16 protein-coding genes are annotated in these 18,286 nt (G+C 70.2%); 11 read left to right on the top strand and 5 right to left on the bottom strand.

What is annotated here, in order from left to right; genetic code table 11:
• The first annotated feature begins 58 nt into the window (after positions 1–58).
• The 7 genes from AC4FS2_RS09220 (at position 59) to AC4FS2_RS09190 (ending at position 8,881) form a co-directional block, all read left to right on the top strand.
• Positions 59–949 (top strand): hypothetical protein, encoded by an 891-nt coding sequence (locus AC4FS2_RS09220; protein WP_491151904.1) that lies wholly within the window; start codon positions 59–61, stop codon positions 947–949.
• Positions 950–1,035: 86 nt separating this feature from the next.
• Positions 1,036–3,594 (top strand): ATP-dependent Clp protease ATP-binding subunit, encoded by a 2,559-nt coding sequence (locus AC4FS2_RS09215; protein WP_491151906.1) that lies wholly within the window; start codon positions 1,036–1,038, stop codon positions 3,592–3,594.
• Positions 3,595–3,663: 69 nt separating this feature from the next.
• On the top strand, positions 3,664–4,431 hold the full coding sequence (locus AC4FS2_RS09210) for an LLM class flavin-dependent oxidoreductase (protein ID WP_491151907.1): 768 nt from the start codon (positions 3,664–3,666) through the stop codon (positions 4,429–4,431).
• Positions 4,432–4,451: 20 nt separating this feature from the next.
• Positions 4,452–4,859, top strand: coding sequence for a DoxX family protein (locus AC4FS2_RS09205; protein ID WP_491151909.1), 408 nt, complete (start codon positions 4,452–4,454; stop codon positions 4,857–4,859).
• 1,143 nt (positions 4,860–6,002) lie between these two features.
• Positions 6,003–7,526 (top strand): ATP-dependent DNA ligase, encoded by a 1,524-nt coding sequence (locus AC4FS2_RS09200; protein ID WP_491151910.1) that lies wholly within the window; start codon positions 6,003–6,005, stop codon positions 7,524–7,526.
• A 31-nt stretch (positions 7,527–7,557) separates the two neighbouring features.
• A complete protein-coding gene (locus AC4FS2_RS09195; protein ID WP_491151912.1) occupies positions 7,558–8,187 on the top strand; it encodes a hypothetical protein in 630 nt (209 codons plus the stop codon).
• Position 8,188: 1 nt separating this feature from the next.
• Positions 8,189–8,881, top strand: coding sequence for an NAD-dependent deacylase (locus AC4FS2_RS09190; protein ID WP_491151914.1), 693 nt, complete (start codon positions 8,189–8,191; stop codon positions 8,879–8,881).
• Positions 8,882–8,898: 17 nt separating this feature from the next.
• Here the strand turns inward: AC4FS2_RS09190 and AC4FS2_RS09185 are convergent, their stop codons facing one another.
• The 4 genes from AC4FS2_RS09185 to AC4FS2_RS09170 all read right to left on the bottom strand — a co-directional run bounded on the left by AC4FS2_RS09185 (position 8,899) and on the right by AC4FS2_RS09170 (position 13,118).
• Entirely contained in the window at positions 8,899–10,167 is a 1,269-nt protein-coding gene (locus AC4FS2_RS09185) for a sugar ABC transporter permease (protein ID WP_491151916.1), read from the bottom strand.
• Entirely contained in the window at positions 10,164–10,955 is a 792-nt protein-coding gene (locus AC4FS2_RS09180; protein WP_491151918.1) for an ATP-binding cassette domain-containing protein, read from the bottom strand. The genes AC4FS2_RS09185 and AC4FS2_RS09180 overlap by 4 nt, the downstream gene beginning before the upstream one ends.
• A 73-nt stretch (positions 10,956–11,028) precedes the next feature.
• Positions 11,029–12,099, bottom strand: a complete 1,071-nt coding sequence (locus tag AC4FS2_RS09175; RefSeq protein ID WP_491151920.1) for a substrate-binding domain-containing protein — start codon at positions 12,097–12,099, stop codon at positions 11,029–11,031.
• A gap of 155 nt (positions 12,100–12,254) precedes the next feature.
• The gene (locus AC4FS2_RS09170) at positions 12,255–13,118 is read right to left on the bottom strand and encodes an NYN domain-containing protein (RefSeq protein ID WP_491151921.1); all 864 of its coding nucleotides are present in this window, start codon (positions 13,116–13,118) and stop codon (positions 12,255–12,257) included.
• 123 nt (positions 13,119–13,241) lie between these two features.
• Here AC4FS2_RS09170 and AC4FS2_RS09165 point away from each other — a divergent pair, with 123 nt between their 5' ends.
• Entirely contained in the window at positions 13,242–14,567 is a 1,326-nt protein-coding gene (locus tag AC4FS2_RS09165; RefSeq protein WP_491151923.1) for a M20/M25/M40 family metallo-hydrolase, read from the top strand.
• Here the strand turns inward: AC4FS2_RS09165 and AC4FS2_RS09160 are convergent.
• Positions 14,551–15,108 carry a hypothetical protein gene (locus AC4FS2_RS09160; RefSeq protein WP_491151925.1) on the bottom strand — a complete coding sequence of 186 codons (558 nt, stop codon included), beginning with the start codon at positions 15,106–15,108 and terminating at the stop codon, positions 14,551–14,553. The genes AC4FS2_RS09165 and AC4FS2_RS09160 overlap by 17 nt on opposite strands.
• A gap of 117 nt (positions 15,109–15,225) precedes the next feature.
• Here AC4FS2_RS09160 and AC4FS2_RS09155 point away from each other — a divergent pair, with 117 nt between their 5' ends.
• The 3 genes from AC4FS2_RS09155 to chvE all read left to right on the top strand — a co-directional run bounded on the left by AC4FS2_RS09155 (position 15,226) and on the right by chvE (position 18,269).
• Positions 15,226–16,245 (top strand): LacI family DNA-binding transcriptional regulator, encoded by a 1,020-nt coding sequence (locus AC4FS2_RS09155; RefSeq protein WP_491177087.1) that lies wholly within the window; start codon positions 15,226–15,228, stop codon positions 16,243–16,245.
• Positions 16,246–16,362: 117 nt separating this feature from the next.
• The gene (locus AC4FS2_RS09150) at positions 16,363–17,097 is read left to right on the top strand and encodes an L-ribulose-5-phosphate 4-epimerase (RefSeq protein ID WP_491151929.1); all 735 of its coding nucleotides are present in this window, start codon (positions 16,363–16,365) and stop codon (positions 17,095–17,097) included.
• A gap of 44 nt (positions 17,098–17,141) precedes the next feature.
• Positions 17,142–18,269 (top strand): multiple monosaccharide ABC transporter substrate-binding protein, encoded by a 1,128-nt coding sequence (chvE, locus tag AC4FS2_RS09145; protein WP_491151931.1) that lies wholly within the window; start codon positions 17,142–17,144, stop codon positions 18,267–18,269.
• Positions 18,270–18,286: the final 17 nt, after the last annotated feature.

Genomic DNA, 18,286 nt, shown 5'->3' with positions numbered 1-18,286 from the left:
TTCCAGCCCGCGTGCGAGCGCGGTGACAGGATGGGAGCCCGTCGGGGGAGGAGGCGCCGTGCGACTGCGGACCACATCGACACACCGCACGTATCGGTATGTGCGCCTGTCCCTGATCGGGGTGCTGGTGTTCCTCGGTGTAGGGATCGGGGCGCAGGTGGCGCTCGGCGGGCCACTGGGTTCGGTGAGCGCGGCCTACTACACCCCGGCACGCAACGTCTTCGTGGGTGCGCTGTGCGCGGTGTCGCTGGCGCTTCTGGCGCTGTCCGGACGCAGCGTCGAGCAGGCGTTGCTGGATCTCGCCGCCGTGCTGGCGCCCGTGATCGCCCTCGTGCCGACGCCTGTCACGCCGGCTGCGGTCCCCGGTTTCGACCCGGGCTGTCCCGACGCGACGCCCTGCGTGCCCGCTTCCGCGCTCGCGGATGTGGCGAACGGGATGCTGACGCTGTCGGTGATCGGAGCCCTCGCCGTCGTGACGGCCCTGGTCGTGGGTGCGGTCCAGCGGACGCTCACCGTCGGGGGAGCGGCGACGATCCTCGCCGCCGGCCTGCTCGTGCTGGGCGGAACGGCGTGGTGGACGCTGGCGCCGGAGTCCTTCGTGGCCGGGGCGCACTTCGCGGCGACCCTGGGGTTCTTCGCGCTCGTCGCCGCGGTGGCCGCGTTGGCGGCCCTCCGCCCCTGGGCACGGTCGGCGCAGCGGCGCAGCATCCTGCGTCTCGTGTATGCCGTCATCGCGGCGGGCATCACCGTCTCTCTGCTCTTCCTCGCCGCCGTCACCGCCCTCGACGCCTCGGGCGCCTCCGCGGTTGCCGCCGCCTCCTCCGGGCGGCCCCTCGTCTTCGCGGGCGAGGCTGTCGCACTGGTGCTCTTCGCGGTGTTCTGGCTGGTCCAGACGGTGGAGCTGTGGGACGACATCGACCCGAGCGTTTTCTCCACGAACCGGGAATAGCGTCGCACCGTCCGCGTTGAACTTGATAACAGAGCGCTCAAGTTAGAGCTTGATCGCTCACGACTCAAGTACTACAGGAGACGGGAATGCCCGAAGACTTCACCCCGAACACCGGCGACGGCGCGAGCTCGTTCGACGAGTTCCTCGCGCGGTACCTCGCCGGCGAACGTGCACGTGCGGAGCGGTCGATCGACCTCAGTCGCTTCCTGAGCGCACGCACGCAGACCCTGCTTCAGAACGCGGGGCGGTTCGCGCTCGAGCGCGGCCAGCGAGAGCTTGACGCGCTGCACCTGCTGCGCGTTCTCATCGATGACGAGCCGGCCCGGGAGGCCGTCGCCCGCATCGGTGCCGACCCCGCCGCGATCGCCCGCGCCACGGAGGAGCGGCTTCCCGCCGCATCCGCCCCGGCCGACGTGGACGGCGCCGTCGTCACCGCATCGGTGCAGCGCGCCCTGTTCCACGCTTTCCAGGTGGCCCGGTCATCCGGCTCCACCTACGTCGACCCCGAACACCTCTTCTTCGCGCTCGTCCTCGCGCAGGACGCTCCCGCCGGGCAGGTGCTCGCGCAGGCCGGTGTGACGGCTGAGGCCCTCACGCAGGGACTGCGGGAGACCGTGGGTGCCGGCGGGTCGCAAGAGGCACCGGCAGACGCCGCGAGCCAGAGCGAGACGCCGAACCTCGACAAGTTCGGCACCGACCTCACCGCCCGCGCGCGCGCCGGCGAGCTGGACCCCGTCATCGGGCGTGCAGACGAGATCGAGCAGACGATCGAGATCCTGAGCCGCCGTACGAAGAACAACCCTGTTCTCGTGGGAGAGGCCGGCGTCGGTAAGACCGCCATCGTGGAGGGGCTCGCTTCCGCCATCGTGGAGGAGCGCGTACCCGAGCAGCTGCGCGACAAGCGCGTCATCGCGCTGGATCTGCCGGCGATGCTCGCAGGCACCCGCTACCGTGGCGACTTCGAGGAGCGCCTCACCCAGACGCTGGAAGAGATCGCGGCCCGCAAGGGCGAGGTCATCGTCTTCATCGACGAGGTGCACACGGTCGTGGGCGCCGGTGGCGCCGGTGACGGTGGCATGGACGCCGGGAACATCCTCAAGCCGCGCCTGGCGCGGGGGGATCTCCACCTCGTGGGTGCGACCACTCTGAAGGAGTACCGCACGATCGAGAAGGACCCGGCGCTGGAGCGTCGCTTCCAGCCGGTGCGCGTGGGCGAGCCCTCGGTCGAGGACTCGGTCGAGATCCTGCGCGGCCTGCGCTCAGCGTACGAGGAGCACCACGGCGTCACCTACACCGACGACGCGCTGCGTGCCGCCGTCGAGCTGAGCGACCGTTACCTGACCGAGCGCGTGCTGCCCGACAAGGCGATCGACCTCATCGACCAGGCCGGTGCACGCCTCCGGCTTCGGCTCGGAGTGAAGGTGGACGTTTCCGGTCTGATGGAGCGCCTGGCGACTCTCGAGGCCGACAAGAACGCCGCCGTTTCCGGCGAGCACTACGAAGAGGCATCCCGCATCCGCGATGAGATCGTCAAGGTTCAGGAGAAGCTGGATGCGGCGACCTCCGCCGGTCGTTCGGCACGCTCCGGCGAGGCCGTCGTGGACGAGCCCGAGATCGCCGCGGTCATCAGCCGGGCCACCGGCATCCCGGTGAACCGGGTGACCGAGTCCGAGCGGGAGCGTCTGGCACAGCTGGAGGACGAACTGCACGGACGCGTGATCGGTCAGGACGACGCGGTGGCCGCGGTCGCCAAGGCCGTCCGCCGCAACCGCACCGGCATGGGCGATGCCCACCGGCCGGTGGGTTCGTTCCTCTTCCTCGGCCCCACGGGTGTCGGAAAGACGGAGCTGGCCAAGGCGCTTGCCGCGTCGCTGTTCGACGATGACTCCGCGGTCATCCGCTTCGACATGAGCGAATTCGGCGAGCGGCACACGGTCTCGCGGCTGGTCGGTGCCCCTCCGGGATACGTCGGCTACGACGAGGCCGGGCAGCTGACCGAGCGTGTGCGGCGCAACCCGTACTCGATCGTCCTGTTCGACGAGATCGAGAAGGCGCACCCCGACGTGTTCAACCTGCTCCTGCAGGTGCTCGACGACGGTCGCCTCACCGATGGTCAGGGACGCACGGTCGACTTCCGCAACACGGTGGTCGTCATGACGTCGAACATCGGCAGCGAGTTCCTCGCGTCGCGCTCCGGAGCGATCGGTTTCATCGCCGACGGCGGGGGAGCGACCGGGTTCGGGTCGGACAAGGACCTTCGCGACCGTGTCATGGGCAAGCTCCGCGAGGCCATGCGGCCGGAGTTCCTGAACCGCATCGACGAGATCGTCCTCTTCCGCAAGCTCGACCAGCCGCAGCTGCGGCAGATCGTGCGGCTGATGCTGGGCGCGACCGAGGCGCGGTTGACGAAGCGCGAGGTGACGCTCGAGGTCACCGAGGCGGCCGTGGATTGGCTCGCCGAGCACGGGTACGAGCCCGAGTACGGCGCTCGCCCGCTGCGGCGTCTGATCCAGCGCGAGCTGGATGACCGCATCGCCGACCTCTTCGTGACGGGCGCGCTCGTCGACGGAGGTGCGGTGGCGGTCGACGCCGTGAACGGCGACCTCGCCGTCCGGTCGGTGTCCGCCTTCGCTCAAGCCGCCTGACTCTGAAAACGCCGAATGCCCCCGAGGTCAGCCTCGGGGGCATTCGGCGTTTGATGGCAGGGTGGAACCATGACGGTCTCGTTGGGAGTGGCAGGCTCGCTCGGCCCCGACCTCATCGCTCGCCTCGCGCCGGCGGTGGAAGATGCCGGGTTCGCGAGGTTGTGGGTGAACGACACCCCCGGCGGCGACGCGATCGCCGCGCTGGCGGCCGCGGCCCGCACCACCACCCGCCTGACGCTCGCCACCGGGGTCATCCCTGTCGACCGGCGTCCCGCGGCCGAGATCGCCGATGATGTCGAGGCCGCCGGCATCCCGGTTGACCGCCTCGTCCTCGGCATCGGTTCGGGTGCCGCCCGCGCGGGGGCCGTGGGGCGTGTCGCCGACGCGATCGCCGTGCTGCGGAGCCGCCTCGACGCGCGCATCGTCGTCGGCGCACTGGGACCGCGGATGCGGCGACTCGGCGCCGAGCACGCCGACGGCATTCTCCTGAACTGGGTACCCCCGCAGCTGGCGGTCGCGCAAGCGCAGGAAGCAGCGGCGGTGTCACCCGACGCGCAGGTCGCCGTCTACGTCCGGACTGCGGTTACCGCGGGCGCGCGCCCGCGGTTGGACGCCGAGACCGCACGTTACGCATCCTTCCCGAACTACGCCGCGAACTTCGCACGGATGGGAGTGGACGCCGCCGCCGCGACCTTCCCCGATGAGGCCGCGCTCCGTCGGGGCCTCCCCACGTACGAGAAAGCCGGCGAAGTGGTCCTCCGCGCCGTGACTGACACCGAGGACCTCGAGGCGTACCTGTCTTTCGTCGCCGCGACGGCGCCGGCTCGCCTGCGCTGAACGCGTGCGACACTGTCGGCATGCTGCGCCTCGAATCCCTCCGGACATCGGCCCGATGGGCGCTCGCCGCGCTCCTTCTGGCGGCCGGCGCCTCCCACCTGACCTGGGGACGCCGCGGCTACCGGATCGTCGTGCCGGACTGGGCGCCGGGGATGCTGCGGATGGACAAGGATGCGATCGTCGTGGCCTCCGGCGCGGCCGAGCTGGTGCTCGGAGCGGCGGTCGTGGGCCTGCCGCGTGAGCGGATGCGCATCGGCGCGGTGATCGCGGCCTTCTTCGTTGCGGTTTTCCCGGGCAACGTGCATCAATGGCGCACCGGTCGGCCGGCCCCGGGCCTGCGCACGGACCGTGCCCGCCTCATCCGGCTCTTCCTCCAGCCCATCCTCGTGGCCTGGGCGCTGTGGGCCACGCGCCCGCCGTCGCGCTAGCGCTGCACCCCGCTTCGCGCGCCTCGGGGGACGCCCGGTGCCGCGCGTCGGGGGACGCGCGGTGCGCTTTGTGGTGTGCGGTTGGGGAGGGGATGTGCGGTGGGGAGGGGGGAATGTGGGGTTTGGGTCCTCCGGAGTGCACATCTCCTCCCGAGGTGCTCGTGGGGCGCGAGCGGATAGTGCTCGTCTCGAACGGGACGCCGCGCGCGGCGTTGTGGTGTGCGGTTGGGGAGGGGATGTGCGGTGGGGAGGGGGGAATGTGGGGGTTGGGCCCTCCGGAGTGCACATCTCCTCCCGAGGTGCCCGCCCGCGCGGCGTTGTGGTGTGCGGTTGCGGAGGGGATGTGCAGTGGGGAGGGGGGAATGTGGGATTTGGGCCCTCCGGAGTGCACATCTCCTCCCGACGTGCCTCTGGGGCGCGGGCGGATGGTGCCCGCCCGCCTCGCCCCCGCGGCGCTGTGGCGTGCGCTGGGGGAGGGGATGTGCAGTGGGGAGGCGGGAATGTGGGGTTTGGGTCCTCCGGAGTGCACATCTCCTCCCGAGGTGCCCGCCTGCCCCGCCCGCGTGGCGTTGGGGTGTGCGCTGGGGGAGGGGATGTGCAGTGGGGAGGGGGGAATGTGGGGTTTGGGGGCCCTCCGGAGTGCACATCTCCTCCCGACGTGCCTCTGGGGCGCGGGCGGATGGTGCCCGCCTGCCCCGCCCGCGCGGCGTTGTGGTGTGCGGTTGCGGAGGGGATGTGCAGTGGGGAGGGGGGGAATGTGGGGTTTTGGTCCTCCGGAGTGCTTATCTCCTCCCGAGGTGCCCGCCTGCCCCGCCCGCGTGGCGTTGGGGTGTGCACTGGGGGAGGGGATGTGCAGTGGGGAGGGGGGAATGTGGGGTTTGGGTCCTCCGGAGTGCACATCTCCTCCCGAGGTGCCCGTGGGGGCGGGCGGAGGGTGCCCGCCCCCACGCCCGCGGCGCCGCCAGCACACCCCCGCCCCCGCCCCGCCCCCGGCCGCCGCGCCACGCCCCACCCCGCCTCACCCGCGCCCACCCCGCCCCCGCACGCCGCACCTCCGCCGCACCGCAGGACACCTCCTATCCGGCGGGCAGGGCGTCCGCCACCCCGGCGCGGGGTGTCGGGGGTGGGTGCGAGAATTCCGGGATGCTCCTCGCCGAGGTCGTCGCCACCGCATCCGCCGTCGCGGCGACGCGGTCGCGGCTGGCGAAGGTCGACGCGCTCGCCGGGCTGCTCGCCCGGCTGGAACCCGACGAGATCCTCGCGACCGTGGGTTTCCTCACCGCGTCGCCGCGGCAGGGACGCCTCGGCGTGGGATGGCGTTCGATGACCGACCTCTCGGTCGCGCATCCGGACTCGCCTTCGCTCGCGATCGCCGACGTCGACGCCGCGTTCGAGGAACTGGCTCGTACCGCGGGCGCCGGTTCCGGTGCGCGCCGCACGCGCGTCCTGGCGGCGCTGGCGGAACGGGCGACGACCGAGGAGTGGGACTTCATCGTTCGGGTCATGCTCGGGGAGCTGCGCACAGGCGCGCTGGAGGGCGTGCTGCTGGATGCGATCGCCCGCGCGGCCGAGCGCGATCCTGCCGTCGTGCGCCGAGCGGCGATGCTCTCGGGCGATCTCGGGGAGACGGCTCGCGTGGCGCTGACCGAACCGCCGGCGGCGCTCGCGGATGTCGGACTCGTCGTGGGCCGCCCTGTGCTCCCGATGCTGGCCAGCACGGCGGCGACGGTCGCCGATGCGGTCTCGGCGACCGGTATGTCGTCTGTGGAATACAAGCTCGACGGTGCCCGGATCCAGGTGCACCGCCGCGGCGACGAGGTGCGCGTCTTCACACGCAGTCTCGCCGACGTCACCGCTCGCGTGCCCGAGATCGTCGAGGTGGTCCGGGCGCTGCCGGCCACCGACCTCATCCTCGACGGCGAGACGCTTTCCCTCGATGAGTCCGGCGCCCCTCGTGCGTTCCAAGACACGATGGCACGCTTCGGCGCCGAGGCTGCCCGGGAGGTCGCGCTTCGCCCCTGGTTCTTCGACATCCTGCACGCCGACGGACGCGACCTCCTCGACGAGCCGTTGTCCACCCGCCAGAGCGAGCTGGAGCGGATCGCAGGTCCCTGGCGCGTCCCCGTCCTCACGACGGACGACCCCGCGGCGGGGGAGGCCTTTTCGGCAGCGGCGCTGGACGCGGGCCATGAGGGCGTGATGGTCAAGGATGTCGCCGCGCCCTACGTCGCCGGCCGCCGCGGCGCCGCGTGGATCAAGATCAAGCCGGTGCACACCTTCGACCTCGTCGTCCTCGCCGTCGAGGAGGGGTCAGGACGCCGAGCGCAGTGGCTGTCGAACCTGCACCTCGGCGCGTATGACGCCGAGGGGGAATTCGGTGAGCCCGGCGACTTCGTCATGGTCGGCAAGACCTTCAAGGGGCTCACCGACGAGCTGCTGCGCTGGCAGACCGCTTACTTCCCGACGATCCAGACACGTCGCACCGCGCGGACCGTGTACGTGGAGCCGGTGGCCGTCGTCGAGATCGCGATCGACGGGGTGCAGCGCTCCACCCGCTATCCCGGCGGGGTGGCATTGCGCTTCGCTCGCGTGAAGGCGTACCGGCCCGACAAACGCCCGGCCGACGCCGACAGCATCCAGCGACTGCGCGGGATGCTGCGGGGCTGACGTCCGGGTCCGCCCGTGTCAGGATGACGACATGACCCGCGCCCAGGGACCCGCCTTCGAGATCGAATACCGCAGCGTCGGCCCGGCGGAGGCGCCCCGCACCGTCCTGGTGCTGCGTAGCGGCCCGATCGCCCTGACGGATCCGGAACCCGGCATCACGAGGCGGCACGGGGTGAGGCTGCTCCTGGTGGAGGTCGGGGCTGCGGAGCTGGACAACCCGCCGACCTTCGGCGGGGAGACACCGGCCGAATCGGCCGCCGCGGAGGTGTTCACGCTCCTCCGCGAGGAAGTGCCCCGCGGCATCGTGGGGTTGGTGGGGGAGCGCGCGGCCGCCCTGTTCACCGTCGCGCTCGCGGCCGGCCTCGGCGCGCGGGTCGACCGGCTCGCCCTCGTGGCCGCGCCTCCGCCCGACAGTCCCCTCGCGGCAGATCTCACGGCCGCCACCCTCGCCCGTGTGCCCGCAGCCACGGCCATTTTCAACGGGTCACGGGATGCGACGGCCCCGCCGGATGCAGCCGAGTGGTACGCCGCCCACCTCGCGAGCGCACGCGCCGACATCATCCCCCCGAGCCCCGCGCGAGCCGGCGACGCGCGGCTGGCACTCGCCGACGTCTGGGACCGGGTCCTCACGCACGTCGACGCGCAGATTCCGAGCCCCTGACATGCGCATCGTCGTCCTCACCGGGGCGGGAATCTCCGCTGAGAGCGGCCTCGCCACTTTCCGTGATGCGGGAGGCCTGTGGGAGGGGCATGACATCGCCGACGTCGCCACCCCGGAAGGATTCGCCCGCGATCCCGACACGGTGCTCGCCTTTTACGACCTCCGACGCCGGATCGCCGGATCCGTCGCCCCCAACGCGGCCCACCTCGCGCTCGCGCGTCTGGAGCAGGCGCTCGGCGACGATCTCCTGGTCGTGACGCAGAACGTCGACGATCTTCATGAGCGGGCCGGCACGTCGCGCTTGATTCATATGCACGGAGAGCTGCAGAAGGCGCTCTGCTCCCGCTGCGGCGCGCGCACCCCGGAGATGGGCGACCTGCTCGGTCGGCCCGAGTGCCCGCACTGCGGGGCCCGCACGCTCCGCCCCGACGTGGTGTGGTTCGGGGAGATGCCGTACGGATTGGACGCCATCGAGCGTGCGGTCAGCGAGTGTGACCTCTTCGTCTCGGTCGGTACCTCCGGTGAGGTCTACCCCGCCGCCGGTTACGCGGCGCTGGCGGCTGCGTGCGGCGGGCGCACCATGGAGCTGAACCTCGTGCCGAGCAACCCGCTGGTGCCGTTCGACGAGGTGCGCACCGGCCCGGCGACGGTTGTCGTGCCCGCGTGGGTCGAGGAAGTCCTCGCCCGCGCCTGACGTCGCCGGGCCGACGCTCAGCTTCGGAGGAAGGACCCTCCCGCCCGTACTCGAGACACGGCGTCCACCGTGGCGGCGAGGATCAGGACGCCGCCGGTGACGAGCAGGTTGATGCCCGCGGGGAGGTTGAGAAGCCCGAGGCCGTTGGTGATGCATGCGATCACGAGCGCGCCGATGGCGGCGTGGATGAGGCGTCCGCGGCCTCCGAACAGGCTCACGCCGCCGACCACCGCCGCCGCGACACCGCTGAGGACGATGTCGCGCCCGACCGTCGCATCCACCGACCCCACCCGGGAAACGCTGAACAGGGCCGAGACGACCGCGAGCGTGGAACAGATGACGAACGCCCACCACTTCACCCAGCGCACCTTCACCCCCGAGCGGCGAGCCGCCTCGGCGTTGCCGCCGATCGCGTAGATGTAGCGGCCGAACCGCGTGCGGTCCAGCACGAAGGTTCCGATCCACAGGATCACCAGCGTGACCGGCACGATGATCGGCACGCCCTGCACCGCGACGACGGACTGGCCGCGGTCCTGGTTCAGGATGAAGACGAAGACCCCACCGATCACGGCGATGACCGCCAGCTTGATCCACACGAGCGAGAGCGCCCGGTTGGGGACCCCCGCCTTCGTGCGACGCGCTCGATCGAAGAACGACGTCCCGCCCGAGACCGCGAGCATGACGACCAGCATCCCCCACCCGGCCCAGACGGGAAGGTTTCCGTTCTGCAGGGCCACGAGTTCGGGCACCTGCAGGCGGTACAGTCCGCCGTCCCCGATGATCAGGAGGGCGAGCCCCTGATAGCCGAGGAACAAGCCCAGCGTCACGACGAACGAGGGGATGCCGACCCGGGCGACGAAGAACCCGATCAGAGCTCCGGTGGCCAACCCCACGGCGAACCCGACGAGGAGCGCGAGAATCCAATTCACCTGGAACTGTGCGTTGAGCACGACGAAGAGGGCCATCGCCACACCGCCGGTCACGCCCGCCGACAGGTCGATCTCGCCCAGAAGCAGCACGAAGACCAGGGCGATGCCGAGCATCACCAGCGTCGCGGCCTGATTCAGCAGGTTGGCGAAGTTCCGCTCGGTGAGGAAGAACGGGCTGAGCGTGGAAAACAGCAGAGCCAGGACGACGAGCCCGCCGATGGCGGGAAGGGCGCCCATGTCTCCGGAGCGGATCCGCTGCCACCAGGCGGCGATCTGGTCGCGGAGTCCTCCTTCGACACCGCTTCCGATGAGGTCGCCGGCGACCGGGTCGGGTGAGGCGTTGGTGACGGTGCTCATGCCAGGTCTCCCGGAGTGATGATCGTGTCGGTGGAGAGGAGGGACACGCCGGGCGGTGTCTTGGTGCCGGTGATGTAGCCGACGATGTCGTCGCGAGTGGCATCCTTCGCCGACACCTGCGCGACCAGCTGGCCGAGGTACAGCACGGCGATGTCGTCGGCGACCGCGAAGACGTCGGCGAGGTTGTGGCTGATCAGGATGACAGCCACCCCCTGCTGGGCGAGACGCTGAACGAGGTTCAGCACCTGTTCGGTCTGTGCGACACCCAGCGCGGCGGTCGGCTCGTCGAGGATGACCACGCGGGCCTTCTTCAGCACGGCGCGGGCGATCGCCACCGTCTGACGCTGACCCCCGGAGAGCGAGGCCACCTTCTGACGGACGGACTTGACGGTCCGCACGGACAGTGACCGCAGCGTGTCGGATGCTTCCCGCTCCATCCGCCCCTCGTCCAGGGTCCCCGCCGTGAGTTCCTCCCGGCCGAGGAACATGTTCTGCACGATGTCGAGGTTGTCGCAGAGCGCCAGGTCTTGATAGACGACCTCGATACCGAAGCCGGCCGCATCCCGCGGCGTGTGCAGGTCGCGGTGGGTACCGTCGATCCGGACCTCGCCCTCGTCGTAGGGTTGCACGCCCGCGAGGCCCTTGATGAGGGTCGACTTGCCGGCGCCGTTGTCGCCCACGAGGGCCGTCACGGTACCGGGGTGCACTTTCAGGTCGACGCCCTTGAGGACGTTGACGGGGCCGAAGGATTTCTTCACGCCCGAGAGTTCGATGATCGGCTGTGTCATTCCCGCTTCCTTGTCTTCCATCGGACAGAGCGGGGGCGCCGCGCCCGAGGACGCGGCGCCCCACGGAGGAGCGTTACTGCACTCCGAACTCGGTGCACTTGGCGGCGACGTCGCCCGTGCAGATCTCGGCGGCATCCGCGTCGCCGGCTTCGACGACGTTGATGACCTCTTCCGGGCCCACCAGCTGCGGCGTGACGGCGATGTACGGTGTGCCGTCTTCCAGTTCCTGGTCGGCGGTGGGCGTTTCCCCGTTCAGCAGGGCGACGGCCACCTCCACTGCCGCGTCGGCCTCCTCCTTCACCGGCTTGTAGACGGTCGCCGTCTGCCAGCCGAGCAGGATGTTCTGCAGCCCCGCCACGTTGGCGTCCTGGCCGGACACGGCCACGCCGGCGAGGTTGTTGTTCTGCAGAACCTTGATGACGCCGGCCGCGTTGGTGTCGTTGGCCACCCAGACTCCGTCGACGGCCCCTCCGAGGGAGGTGAGCGCCTGCTCGAAGTTGGTCTGCGACTTGGTCTGGTCCCAGATCCCCGGGGGCTCGGCGGCCGGAGTGATCCCCGCGGCCTCCATCACCTCGACGGCGCCCTCCTTGAACATGGCCGCGTTGCCGTCGGTGGGGTCGCCCCCCATGTAGACGACGACCGCGGTGGCCGGGTCCTTGCCGGCCGTCGCGAGCCCGTCGAGCACCGTCTGGCCTTCCAGGCGACCCACTTCGACGTTGTCGAAGGACACGTAGTAGTCGGCGCCCTCGAAAGGCCGGTCGTATGCGATGACGGGAATACCCTCGGCGGTGGCCTTGGCAGCGACGGCCTCCGCGGCACCCTGGTAGTCGACCAGAAGCATCACGCCGCAGCCCTGCGTGAGCTGCTGGTCGGCGATGGTCGAGTACTTGTTGGTGTCGCCCTGGGCGTTCTGGATGTCCACGTCGAACCCGGCCTCTTCGAGGCCCTCCTGCAGGTACTTGCGGTCGAAGTTCTCCCAGCGGGGCGATGAGGCGGCATCGGGGAGGATGACGCACGCCCGGTCGGCGGCTTCCCCTCCGCCCTCGGTCGACGATCCGCCCCCAGATCCCCCGGAACATCCTGCGAGCAGCACCGCCGCAGCGCCTGAGAGCGCTACCACGGCGGACAATGAGCTTCGCTTCATTTCTCACCCTCCATTGGTGTGAGGTGTTTCCTGGTGTGCCCCCGCCTCCATGGACGTGGCCCTGAAATGATGCACTGCCCCCCGCGGCTAGCGCATCGATCGGGAGGTCACGTTTCGGTAAACACTGCGAAAGTTTCGTCCGGGGGAGGGTGGATTCAGCCGCGTGCAGGTGCTAGGCGAACGAGCACCACGTTGCCGGACTCGTCCGTCTCGGCGACCTCGGTGTACGCCTTGACGAAGTCGGAGAAGCTCTTCTGACCGTACGTTTTCTCGCTGAACGCCGGGTCGAGGCGCTTGATGAGGCTCTTCACCGTCGACGCGTGCTGCCACTCGTTCTCCTCGCGTTCCCCGCCCAGCCGCAGGGCACGCTCGAGCAGGTCCGCGCCAGGATCGGTGGTGCGCTTGCGGGTCCGCGACCGCGAGGGCGATGGGTCCTTCTTCTCCGGGGTGGGCAGTGCGATGCCGGGGAGAGAGTCGTACGCGTCGAACTGGTCGCACGCCGCTGCCAGAGACTTCGCGGTGGAGCCGGCCACCCCCACCCCGACGACGAAGCGACCGAGTCGTCTGCACCGCTGGGCGAGGGGAACATAGTCCGAGTCCCCGCCCACGATCACCACGTGGCTCAGGTCGGGGAGGCGGAACATGTCTTCCACAGCATCCACTGCCAGGCGGATGTCCGCCCCGTTCTTGGCGTAGGCGGCGGCCGGGAAAAGCTGCACGAGGTCGACCGCGCGCGCCACCAGTTGCGTGCGGTATTCGGCGTTGACGGGGGAGGACCAGTCGGCGTAGGCGCGGGTGAGGACCAGCGTGCCGAACGAGGCCGCGTAGTCGATGATGGCGCCGACGTCGATCGTGGCCTGGGCGAGCCGCTCGACGATCTCGGGTTCGGCCGGCTTCTCTGCGATCTTGCTGCGGTCGCGGGCATACGCGTTGCGGCCGTGCACCCGGTCGTACCAGGACATCACGATGTTGTCGAAGTCGAGGTAGACGGCGACGCGGGCGTTCTGCGAATCGGGCATGGCACCAGTCTGCCGGGTACGCCCTCGCCCGGGTACCGCAGACCCACCTTGCGGCACTTGTCCGGCGTGCGCAGCCGCGGAGTCGGCTGAGCTTCGAGCGCAACGGGCCCCTAGGCTCATCGCGTGAACCCGATCGACCGCTTCCGAGAGCTGCTGCGCATCCCTACCGTCTCCCGCTCCGACACGTCGCAGATCGACCCCGCCGGGTTCGAGGAGTTCCGCGCTGCACTGGAGCGGCTCTACCCGCTCGTGCATGAGCGGCTCCAGCGGGAGGTCGTGGGCGACGGGGCACTGCTGTACCGATGGGAGGGTGAGACCTCCGCCGAGCCGCTGGTGCTGATGGCGCACCAGGACGTCGTTCCGGTCGTGGACGCCGAGTGGCAGCATCCGCCCTTCGCCGCGGAGATCGTCGGGGAAGGGCCCGTCGCCGAGATCCACGCGCGCGGCGCGATCGACGACAAGGGCGCGCTGGTGGCGATCCTCGAGGCGGTGGAAGCTCTGCTCGCCGAGAAGGCCACGCCGCCCCGGGACGTGTATCTCGCGTTCGGCCACGACGAGGAGACGCACGGCACCGGCGCGCAGGCGCTGGCTGCCGCTCTCCGCGAGCGCGGCGTGCAGCCGGGGCTGGTACTGGATGAAGGCGGAGCGATTGTGGAGGACGTCCTGCCGGGCCTGTCGGCTCCCGCCGCGATGATCGGCGTCGCGGAACGCGGAATCGCCACCTTCGTGCTGACCGCCCGCGAAGCCGGCGGTCACGCCTCCACTCCGCCGCGGATGCCGGCGACCGCCCGGCTCGCCCGGGCCATCGACCGCATCCGCCGCCGCCCCTTCCCCGTCCGCCTCGCCGCTCCCGTGCGGGCGATGCTCGCCACCGCCGCCGCGCATGTTCCGCAGCCGCTGCGCGCGGTGTACGCGGGGGCGGGGGCCCTCGCGCCGGTGCTCACCCGCGCGTTGTCAGCGCTCGGACCCGAGACCAATGCGCTCGTGCGGACGACCGCCGTCGTCACCGAACTGGCCGGCGCGGACGGACGCAATGTGCTGGCCACGTCTGCGCGGGCGTGGGTCAACGTCCGCCTGCTGACCGGCGACACCCTGGCGGGGGCGACAGCGCACCTCCGCCGCGCGATCGCCGATCCGCTCGTGGAGATCTCCCTCGAGGAGGGCTCCGAGCCCTCGCCGGTGTCGCCCTGGCGCGGGCCGGAGTGGCGACGGTTGGCTGCGACGGTGCAGGGGACGCTCGGCGCCGATGCGGTGACGCTGCCCTACGTGCAGCTCGGCGCCAGTGACAGCCGCTGGTTCACCACGATCAGCGAAAGCGTCTACCGCTTCGCGCCCTTCCGCCTCTCCCGCGCCCAGCGCGATGCGCTGCACGCGCACGACGAGCGCATCGGCGTGGAGGTGTGGCTGCGCGGTATCGCGTTCTACCGCGAGCTCATTCTCGCCCGCTGACCGGTCGCCGCGGGGGGTCGTCGGAGACCCCGAGGAGGAACGCGGCGATGCCGGATGCGGTGCCCTCCAGCACCGGCCCGTGTCCGAAGGACCAGTCCGCATCCGTTGCCCGGACGGTGAACCCCCGGACGACGGCGCGACGATCCGCGGGAGCGGAGCCCGAGGCGTATAGGGCGGCGGCCCCGGCGAGGAACGGGTCGAGGCCCGCGTCCACGCCGTTCTCGCGGGCGAGCACGAGGAGTGCGCGCACGGTCGCCGCGAGGGTGCGGATGCTGCGCCGCCGGCCGGAGCGGACGGCGACGGCGACGCTGCGCAGGGCCGCAACCGGGTCCTCGGTCAGCGGCGAGCCCGCCTCGCCGCGGAGGCCCGCGTCGGCGAGGAAGAGCTCCATGCGCTCCGCCGCGGTCGCCGGAGCCGCGCCGATGAGATCGGCTGCACGGTCCACCACGTCGGCAACGGCGGCTCGCCGGTCGCTCGAGACGGCCGCTTCATCAGCGGTCTCCCGCTGACTGAGGGGTAGGAATCGCGCGAACCGGGACACGCGCACAGTGTAGGCATGTGACACTCATGTGACAGAATCCGACGTGCGCTTCACCATCGTGTGACAGTCACATGCGGGCGGTATCGTTCGCGCACACGACAGTGCCGGAGGAGAAGGATGAGCGAGGACGCGAGCGGGCGACGCCCCAGCATCCGCGACGTCGCGCGGTTGGCAGATGTCTCGCATCAGACGGTCTCGCGGGTGCTCAACAACCACCCCAGCATCCGCCCGGAGACGCGCGCCCGAGTGCTGGACATCATGGCGCAGCTGCGATATCGGCCCAATCGGGCCGCGCGGGCGCTGGTGACCTCGCGCTCGCAGACGATCGGCATCCTCGCCGCTTCCAGCACGCAGTACGGCCCGGCCTCCAGCATCGCCGCGATCGAGGCAGCCGCCCGCGCGCGGGGGTACTGGGTCAGCACGGCCTACATCGAAGCGCGTGACCCGGACTCCATCGCGCAGGGGATCTCGCACCTGATGGCCCAGTCGATCGAGGGTCTGGTGGTCATCGCACCGCAGGTGCGGGTGATCCGGGCGATCGTCGCGCAGCAACTGGATATCCCTTACGTGACGCTGCAGTCGGCCGAAATCGACCCGGGCCACACACTGTCGGTGGACCAGATCGCCGGTGCGCGCATGGCCACGCGCCACCTCATCGAGCTGGGGCATCGCCACATCTACCACCTCGCCGGGCCCCAGGATTGGGTGGAGGCGGAGGCGCGGATGCGCGGTTTCCTCGAGGAGATGTCGGCGCAGGACGTTCCCACCACGGCTCCGATCCTGGGCGATTGGACGGCGGACTTCGGGTATTACGCAGGCCGTGAACTGCTCAGCGTGCGCGATTTCACGGCGATCTTCTCCTCGAACGACCAGATGGCGCTCGGGCTCCTGCACGCCGCCAGGGAGGAAGGGTTGGAGGTCCCCGGCGACATCAGCATCGTCGGCTTCGACGACATCCCCGAGGCTGCGCACTTCTCGCCTCCGCTGACAACGGTGCGCCAGGACTTCCCCGAGCTGGGACGCCGATGTGTGGACCTGCTGCTCGGGGGAGGCGACCTGCCGACCGACGCGGTGAGCGCGGCGATCGTGCCCGAACTCGTCGTCCGCACGTCGACCGGGCCGGCCGCGCGGCTCTAGCGGCCGTTACGGTAACGAAACCGCCACAGTTGACACCCCGGTCGGAATGGGAACTATAGTTGCCCGATGTGAACGGTCACATAGACCGGGCATCCGAGAGGCGAAGGAGTCCACGGGATGAGCGGGAGCGCCGAGGCCAGCCGCCAGGAGCAGTATGTGGTGGGCGCGAGGACCGAGGTTGCGATCGCGCGTACCCGCGCCGACGTCGCTGCGCTGCATGGCGAACTCGTGCGCTACGGCCTGGTCGTGTGGACCGGCGGCAACGTCTCGGCACGGGTGCCGGGGGCCGACCTGTTCGTCATCAAGCCGTCGGGCGTCTCGTATGACGAGTTGGCGCCGGAGAACATGATCCTGTGCGACCTGGATGGTGTCGTGGTGCCCGGAACCCCCGGGAGCGATCGCTCTCCCTCCAGCGACACCGCAGCCCACGCCTACGTATACCGGAGCATGCCCGAAGTCGGGGGAATGGTGCACACGCACTCGACGTTCGCTACGGCATGGGCGGCGCGTGGCGAGGGGATCCCGTGCGTGATCACCGCGATGGCCGATGAGTTCGGCGGTCCCATCCCGGTGGGCCCGTTCGCGATCATCGGCGACGACTCGATCGGTCGCGGCATCGTCGAGACCCTTCGGGGGCATCGCAGCCGCGCCGTGCTCATGCAGAACCACGGACCGTTCACCATCGGCTCCAGCGCACGGGATGCAGTGAAGGCCGCCGTGATGCTCGAGGACGTGGCCCGCACCGTCCATTACGCGCGGGAGGCCGGTGAGTTGATCCCCATCCCGCAGGACGCCATCGACCGGCTCTACGACCGGTACCAGAACGTCTACGGCCAACAAGCACACAACTGAATATCGGAACACCGAGACGAAGACGTCCAACGAAAGGACACACAGTGAAGGCAAAGAAGGTTCTTCTCGCGACCATCGCCGCAGGCGCCCTGATGCTCTCCGCCTGCAGCGGAGGCAGCGGCAGCGGCAGCGGCGGGGAGGGCGGCGGCGACGGCGGTCTCATCGGCGTCGCGATGCCCACCAAGAGCTCTGAGCGCTGGATCCAGGACGGCAACGCCGTCAAGAAGACGCTGGAGGAGCAGGGCTTCTCGGTCGACCTTCAGTACGCGGAGGACGACATCCCCACGCAGGTCTCTCAGATCGAGAACATGATCACCAAGGGCGCTGAGGCGCTGATCGTGGCGTCGATCGATGGCACGACCCTCTCCGAGGTCCTGCAGACGGCCGCCGACTCCGACATCCCGGTGATCGCTTACGACCGCCTCATCAAGGGTTCGGAGAACGTCGACTACTACGCCACGTTCGACAACTTCCTCGTCGGGCAGCAGCAGGCGTGGACGCTCTTGAACGGCCTGGGCCTGACCGACCTCGAGGGCAACCCCGTGGATGGTGCCCCCGCCGGCCCGTTCAACGTCGAGCTGTTCGCCGGTTCGCTGGACGACAACAACGCGTTCTTCTTCTGGGATGGCGCGATGGACGTGCTCGAACCCCTGATCGAAGACGGCACGCTGGTCGTGAACTCGGGTCAGACCGACATCGAGCAGGCCGCCACGCTCCGCTGGGACGGCGAGACCGCCCAGAGCCGCATGGAGGACATCCTCACCTCGTCCTACTCCGACGGCAGCACCCAGGTCGACGCGGTGCTGTCACCGTACGACGGCATCTCGCGCGGCATCATCTCGGCCCTCGCCGACGCCGGGTATTCCGTCGGTGACGAGTGGCCGACCATCTCCGGCCAGGACGCCGAGGTCGACTCGGTCAAGGCGATCCTGTCGGGCGAGCAGTACGCGACGATCTTCAAGGACACGCGCGAGCTCGCCAAGGTCGCGGCCAACATGGCCATCGCCGCCCTCCAGGGCGACGAGGTCGAGGTCAACGACGAGGAGACCTACGACAACGACGTGAAGATCGTCCCGTCGTACCTCCTCGCGCCGGTTCCGGTCGTGAAGGACAACGTCGAGCCGGTGCTCGTGGAGTCCGAATACTGGACGGCCGAGGACCTCGGCCTCTAAGGTCCGAACCTGAACCG

The organism is Microbacterium sp. Z10_103 (genome assembly GCF_058310455.1).
This window is presented reverse-complemented; position numbering and strand designations above follow the sequence as displayed.

Excerpts from the sequence above, each read along its gene's own strand:
- AC4FS2_RS09215 (WP_491151906.1), top strand. The coding sequence starts at position 1,036 with ATGCCCGAAGACTTCACCCCGAACACCGGCGACGGCGCGAGCTCGTTC.
- AC4FS2_RS09210 (WP_491151907.1), top strand. The coding sequence starts at position 3,664 with ATGACGGTCTCGTTGGGAGTGGCAGGCTCGCTCGGCCCCGACCTCATC.
- AC4FS2_RS09205 (WP_491151909.1), top strand. The coding sequence starts at position 4,452 with ATGCTGCGCCTCGAATCCCTCCGGACATCGGCCCGATGGGCGCTCGCC.
- AC4FS2_RS09200 (WP_491151910.1), top strand. The coding sequence starts at position 6,003 with ATGCTCCTCGCCGAGGTCGTCGCCACCGCATCCGCCGTCGCGGCGACG.
- AC4FS2_RS09195 (WP_491151912.1), top strand. The coding sequence starts at position 7,558 with ATGACCCGCGCCCAGGGACCCGCCTTCGAGATCGAATACCGCAGCGTC.
- AC4FS2_RS09190 (WP_491151914.1), top strand. The coding sequence starts at position 8,189 with ATGCGCATCGTCGTCCTCACCGGGGCGGGAATCTCCGCTGAGAGCGGC.
- AC4FS2_RS09185 (WP_491151916.1), bottom strand. The coding sequence starts at position 10,167 with ATGAGCACCGTCACCAACGCCTCACCCGACCCGGTCGCCGGCGACCTC.
- AC4FS2_RS09180 (WP_491151918.1), bottom strand. The coding sequence starts at position 10,955 with ATGACACAGCCGATCATCGAACTCTCGGGCGTGAAGAAATCCTTCGGC.
- AC4FS2_RS09175 (WP_491151920.1), bottom strand. The coding sequence starts at position 12,099 with ATGAAGCGAAGCTCATTGTCCGCCGTGGTAGCGCTCTCAGGCGCTGCG.
- AC4FS2_RS09170 (WP_491151921.1), bottom strand. The coding sequence starts at position 13,118 with ATGCCCGATTCGCAGAACGCCCGCGTCGCCGTCTACCTCGACTTCGAC.
- AC4FS2_RS09155 (WP_491177087.1), top strand. The coding sequence starts at position 15,226 with ATGAGCGAGGACGCGAGCGGGCGACGCCCCAGCATCCGCGACGTCGCG.
- AC4FS2_RS09150 (WP_491151929.1), top strand. The coding sequence starts at position 16,363 with ATGAGCGGGAGCGCCGAGGCCAGCCGCCAGGAGCAGTATGTGGTGGGC.